Source organism: Stenotrophomonas sp. Sm6012 (genome assembly GCF_030985895.1).
Lineage (GTDB): Bacteria > Pseudomonadota > Gammaproteobacteria > Xanthomonadales > Xanthomonadaceae > Stenotrophomonas > Stenotrophomonas forensis.
The window spans coordinates 1-4,174 of record NZ_JAPTFX010000226.1 but is presented as its reverse complement, the minus strand read 5'-3'; the positions used below and the strand labels follow the sequence as shown (position 1 = coordinate 4,174).

Annotated in this window: 4 protein-coding genes; 3 read left to right on the top strand and 1 reads right to left on the bottom strand. The window is 68.8% G+C overall.

The annotated features are described in order from the left end of the window. Positions 1–124: 124 nt before the first annotated feature. On the top strand, positions 125–1,342 hold the full coding sequence (locus O0J73_RS21685; RefSeq protein ID WP_197565098.1) for a sigma-70 family RNA polymerase sigma factor: 1,218 nt from the start codon (positions 125–127) through the stop codon (positions 1,340–1,342). Positions 1,343–1,393: 51 nt separating this feature from the next. On the opposite strand, the gene O0J73_RS21680 is transcribed toward O0J73_RS21685, so the two are convergent. Further along, positions 1,394–1,954, bottom strand: coding sequence for an EF-hand domain-containing protein (locus O0J73_RS21680; RefSeq protein WP_197565097.1), 561 nt, complete (start codon positions 1,952–1,954; stop codon positions 1,394–1,396). Between the two features lie 156 nt (positions 1,955–2,110). On the opposite strand from O0J73_RS21680, the gene O0J73_RS21675 reads away from it, so the two are divergent. Together O0J73_RS21675 and O0J73_RS21670 are read left to right on the top strand one after the other, a co-directional pair. Beyond that, positions 2,111–2,866 (top strand): arginyltransferase, encoded by a 756-nt coding sequence (locus O0J73_RS21675; protein WP_133934105.1) that lies wholly within the window; start codon positions 2,111–2,113, stop codon positions 2,864–2,866. Between the two features lie 38 nt (positions 2,867–2,904). Next, the gene (locus O0J73_RS21670; protein WP_006424268.1) at positions 2,905–4,113 is read left to right on the top strand and encodes an endonuclease/exonuclease/phosphatase family protein; all 1,209 of its coding nucleotides are present in this window, start codon (positions 2,905–2,907) and stop codon (positions 4,111–4,113) included. The last annotated feature ends 61 nt before the right edge of the window (positions 4,114–4,174 follow it).

Below are 4,174 nucleotides of genomic sequence, written 5' to 3'. Positions count from 1 at the left end.
CACGGAAAGCCCGCTCTTGCTGTTGAGGTTGCCGGCCAGCGGCCGGCACTACCGCACTGAAGGCCGGTCACACTTCGCGCGCGGTTCCGTCATGGGACACAATCCCAGCAGGAGAGCCGCCGCCGTGACGACCTTCGCCGCATCGATCGACCAGACCCTGGAACGCGAACTGCCAGCCGCCGCCGGCGGCTGCCAGCATGCCTATGGCCGCATCGTGCTGGCCTGCCAGAACACGGTCACCGCCATCGCGCTGGCCATCACCCGCGACCGCCAGGCCAGCGAGGACATCGCCCAGGAAGCCTTCGTGAAGGGCTGGCAGCAGCTGCACCAGCTGCGCAGTTCAACCAGCTTCCTGCCCTGGCTGCGGCAGATCACCCGCAACCTGGCCCGCGACTGGCTGCGTGCGCAGCGTGGCCGGCCGCTGACCGGCGAGGCGGCCGAAGTGGCGCTGGGCATGGCCGCCGACCCGGCGCCAGGTGCCGCCGACCGGCTGCAGCGGGTGGAAGAAGAGATCGCCGCCGAAGACATCATTTCCGCGTTGCCGGCCGACAGCCGCGAAGTCCTGCTGCTGTACTACCGCGAAGGCCAGCGTTCGCAACAGGTAGCCGACCTGCTCGGGCTCAGCGACGCCGCCGTGCGCAAGCGGCTGTCGCGTGCCCGCGCCCAGGTGCGTGACGGCCTGCTGCAACGCTTCGGCGAATTCGCCCGCAGCAGTGCCCCGAGTGCGGCGTTCGCCACGGCCGTGGTGTCGATGGTGCTGGTGGCCGCGCCCGGCACCGCCAGCGCGGCGATCCTGCTCGGCACCGGCGTCGGCATCGGCGGCAGCAAGCTCGGCCTCGGCGGCGCCAGTGCGGCAGGCGGCACCGCGCTGGGCTCGTTGACCGCCACGCTGGGCCAGCTGCACGTGCTGCCGGCGGAAAGCTGGGGCGCGGTCATCGGTGGCGTGATTGGCGGAGCGGTCGGCAGCTATCTGGGCGGGCGCTTCCTGATGTCGTACACCGAGACCGATGCCGAGCGCGCCGACGTGCGTCGCTTCCTCTACCTCAACATCACCACCGGCATGTTCTGGTGCCTGGCGATCCTGCTGGCAGTGATGCTGCAGGTGCCGGTCTGGGCACAGCTGGCGGTGCTGGCGGTCGGCCTGGGCGTGGTCAACTACCAGTGCCTGGTACCCCTGCAGCGGGTGATGGCGCCGATGATCGTGCGGGACTCGGCACGGCGCGGGCGCACGGGCATCAACTGGAAATACGAGTCGATGTACGGCCGCACCGGCATCATCGCCATGAACCTGATGGTGATCGCACTGGTGCTGTACTCGCTGGTACGCAGCGGCCGCCTGTAACGGACAACGCCGGCAGTGCGCCGGCGTTGTCGTCGATCAATGCGTTGGCTCTCAGCGCTGCGGCTTCGGCATGGCGCCGTCACGCGGGCCGCCCTGACGCGGACCACCGTGCATCGGGCGCTTGGCCGCATCGAACTCGGCCCTGCTCAACTGGCCGTCCTTGTTGGTGTCGGCCGCGGCGAACCAGGCATCACGCATCTGCTTCACGCGCAGCTCGCGGTCGGCCTTGTCCAGGTAGCCGTCCTTGTTGAGGTCGAGCTGGTCGAAGCGTGCGGCCAGGCGCGGATCGGCCTTGGCTTCCTCGCGGCTGATGCGGCCGTCCTTGTTGACGTCCAGCTTGGCCCAGCGCTCGCCGCCGTGGCCACGACGGCCGTGCTTCCAGCGCGGCAGTTCATCGCGCGAGAGCTTGCCGTCCTTGTTCTTGTCCAGTTCGTCGAACTTCGCCGCCAGACGCGGGTTGGCAGCGGCTTCGCTGCGGTCGATGACGCCGTCGCCATTGGTGTCCAGCTTGGCCGGGCGCTGCGCCGGCGTGGTCGGGGTGTCGGCCGCCAGCGCGATACCGGAAGCGGAGGTGCCGAGCAGCAGGGCCAGCAGCAGGGGGGTACGGATCATGAGGTCACTCCTGGGGATGGGAACAGCGTCGGGGTGATCACTTCACCCTCGGGGGACAACAACGCCCGGGCGCGACATCGGTTGACGCCGCTGCCGGTTCCATTCATCCGGCGGACAGTCGCCGCCACTGCGACGGGCTGGGGCTATGCTGTGCCCATGGCGATGCATGGCGACAGAGACGACGAACTGCGACTTTTCCAGACCGGCGAGCACCCCTGCGGGTACTGGTCGGACCGGGTGGCGCGCGACCTGGTGCTGGACCCGCACGACCGCCGCCTCGGCGGCCTGTACCCGCTGGCGCTGAGCTGGGGCTTCCGCCGCAGCGGTGACCTGGTCTACCGGCCACATTGCGCGCACTGCCAGGCCTGTGTGGCGGTGCGCATCCCGGTGGCGCGCTTCGCCCCGGACCGCAGCCAGCGCCGTTGCGCGGCCCGCAATGAAGACCTGGAGGTGCGGATCACCGCCGCCACCGCCCGCGACGACCTGTTTGCGCTGTATCACCGCTACCTGGTGCATCGCCACGCCAACGGTGGCATGGACGACCATGGCCCGCACGAATTCGAGCAGTTCCTGATCGGCAGCTGGTCGCACACCCGCTTCATGGAGATGCGCCTGCCCGGCCACGACGGCCAGCCCAGCCAGCTGCTGGGTGTGGCGGTGACCGACGTCACCGAGCACGGCCTGTCGGCGGTCTACACCTTCTTCGACCCGGAGCACGCCGCGCGCGGGCTGGGTACCTTCGCGATCCTGCAGCAGATCGAATGGGCCCGCCGCGAGGGCCTGCCGCACGTCTACCTGGGTTACTGGATCCGCGGCCACCAGAAGATGGACTACAAGCGCCGCTTCCATCCGCTGGAGGCCTACGACGGCCGCCGCTGGCACGATTTCGACAACGATCTGGACGGGCGCTGACAAACCGCTGACACCGGGCCGGGTGCACAATACGGCCCATGAACGCCAAACCCCTGATCCTCGCCCTGGCCCTGCTCTGCGGCGCCACCGCCCCCGCCTTCGCCACCTCCCCTGCGATGACCGAAAAGCCGTCCGCTGCGCTGCGCCTGGCCACCTACAACACCTCGCTGTACTCCGATGACGCCGGTGGCCTGATCAAGGAACTGGAAGGCGACAGCGAGCACGCACGCAAGATCGCCGCGGTGCTGCAGCAGGTGCGCCCGGATCTGGTGCTGCTGAACGAGTTCGACTTCGACGACGCCCACCGCGCCGCCGACCTGTTCCAGAAGCGCTACCTGGAAGTGGCCCAGCCCGGCGGCGGCAAGCCGCTGCACTTCGCCTACCGCTACCTGGCCCCGGTCAACACCGGCGTTCCCAGCGGCCTGGACCTGGACAACAACGGCGTGGTCGGCGGCGAAGGCCGCAGCCGCGGCAACGATGCCTGGGGCTACGGCCTGCACCCGGGCCAGTACGGCATGCTGGTGCTGTCGCGCTACCCGATCGACGAAGCCAAGGTGCGCAGCTTCCAGCTGCTGAAGTGGAGCACGATGCCGGGCGCGATCCGTCCGGTTGATCCGCGCACCGGCCAGAGCTTCTACAACGACCACGTGTGGTCGCAGCTGCGGCTGTCGTCGAAGTCACATTGGGACGTGCCGGTGAAGACGCCGGACGGCGTTGTGCACGCGCTGGTCTCGCACCCGACGCCGCCGGTGTTCGACGGCCCGGAAAAGCGCAATGCCGCGCGCAACCACGACGAACTGCGCCTGTGGCAGGAATACCTGTCCAAGGGTGACAAGCCGTGGCTGTGCGACGACAAGGGCCAGTGTGGCGGCCTGGCCCAGGACGCACGCTTCGTGATCCTCGGCGACCTCAACAACGACCCGGTCGATGGTGATGGCCGCCATGAAGCGATCGTCGAACTGATCGAGAACGCCCGCGTGCTGCGCTACCCCACCCCGCGCAGCGTCGGCGGCGAGCAGACCAGCCTGGCCTATGCAGCCAAGGGCATCGCGCGCAAGGGCGCGCCGTTCCATGCCACCGGCGATTTCGGCCCGAAATCCGGCACCATGCGCCTGGACTACGTGCTGCCCTCGACCGGTTTCGAGTACATCGGCAGCGGCATCTTCTGGCCGGCCAATGAAAGCCCGGAAGCGAAGATCGCCGACGGCAGCGACCACCACCTGGTGTGGGTGGATGTAAAGCCGTAAGGCGATGTTGATGCGGTACCGACCAATGGTCGGTACCCACCGGAATGCGGTAGGCGACGAC